Source organism: Polaromonas sp. P3_C2, from assembly GCF_056402675.1.
In genome coordinates this window covers 1-1317 of sequence record NZ_JBFUGX010000925.1, presented here as the reverse complement: position 1 = coordinate 1317, position 1317 = coordinate 1, and the positions used below count along the sequence as shown (strand labels likewise).

2 protein-coding genes are annotated in these 1317 nt (G+C 60.2%); both read right to left on the bottom strand.

From position 1 onward, the window contains the following. A partial coding sequence (locus AC1DWI_RS23450) for a polysaccharide biosynthesis/export family protein (protein ID WP_477725951.1) occupies positions 1 to 223 on the bottom strand: 223 nt, incomplete at its 3' end. A 151-nt stretch (positions 224 to 374) separates the two neighbouring features. Next, a partial coding sequence (epsL, locus tag AC1DWI_RS23445) for an XrtB/PEP-CTERM-associated polysaccharide biosynthesis outer membrane protein EpsL (RefSeq protein WP_477725950.1) occupies positions 375 to 1317 on the bottom strand: 943 nt, incomplete at its 5' end.

Genomic DNA, 1317 nt, shown 5'->3' with positions numbered 1-1317 from the left:
GGGGATAGCTGATCACGCCGCTTTCAGATACCCGTGCGTCGACCGAGAGATCCGGACTCTGGTACACCTGCACGCCAATGGAATCGCCGGCGCCCAGGCGATAGTCCTGGTTGGTCGGCACAGCCGCAGCACCGGCAGCAGCCGGTGCAACGGGCGCAACCGGAGCTGTCACTGCAGCAGACTGACTTGATGCGGCCGGCTGGGCGCACGCGGGAACCGTCATCGCCAGAAGCAAGGCCAATAAGACCGGAGGAAAGTTACGAATCATGAATTTCATCTTGTTGTCGCCTTTTCGGAAAGCAAAATGTCTGTAAAGGACGCCGCAGGCTGGGGCCACGCCGGCGCCTGAAAGCGGGGTTGGTTGAAGGATTCCATCAAAAGCTCGCTTGTGCTGAAAGACCAAAGGCATTGCTGGTGTAGTCAAAACCCGGCTCAGTGGATTTGCGCCTGTCGCGCTGCACTGAAGCTATCAATTTGAGGGCACGCAGCGCCTGCCACTCAAGTGCCAGGGAAACCAGATTGCTGGTGTCGTGGCGGTCCGTTGCGGCAAAGCCCGGCAAAGGCCCCCGGAAGTCGCGTGCGCCGTGGTCATAGCGCAGGTGAACGGCCGTCTTCTCGCTGGGCTTCCAGGTCGGCGCGATAAAGAAGCGATAGCCTTCGTAATAGCTGGCTGTAGAAGTCTGATAGCTGCCCAGTTCCCGCACCAGGCCTCCGGCAAGGCTTGTCTTTGCCGTGATGTTCCAGGTCGCATCAAGCTGGCCGGTAAAACCCGAAAAATCCCGCGCAGCCAATCCATCGTGCTCGCGGTCGAGGTGGGACAAGCGCGCCCGCAGGGTGGTTTTTCCGGTTGGCGCCCAGTCCAGCCGAACCTCATGCTCAGTATCCGTAAAGCTCCCCGCAAACGTTGGCGACGGCACCCGGCCCGGATAGTCACCGTTGCCCCGCTTATAGCGATAAGCCATGGAAGTGTTCGAGGGGAAGACATAGCGTACGCCGCCCTCGGCTCCCCGAATTCGTGAGTCGCCTTCAAAGGTGAAGGGCTGGCTGCTGGTGCTGGTGCGTTCGAAAAGTCCGCCAACCAGCCGCCACGCACCATCGAGCTCGTATTCCGCATCAAACACGGTCGAGCGGTTGGTCCGGCGATTGAGTTGACCTGAGTTCTGGACGTCGGCCGTGTTGTCGACAAATTCCCGCCGGTCGGAGGTCAGGTTGCCATGCAAGGCCGGCGTAAAACTCCAGCGCCAGGCGGCGGCGTAATTCACCGCGGTGAAATCAAGATTGGAAAAGCGGCTGTAATGATGGTCTTCGACCCCAGCG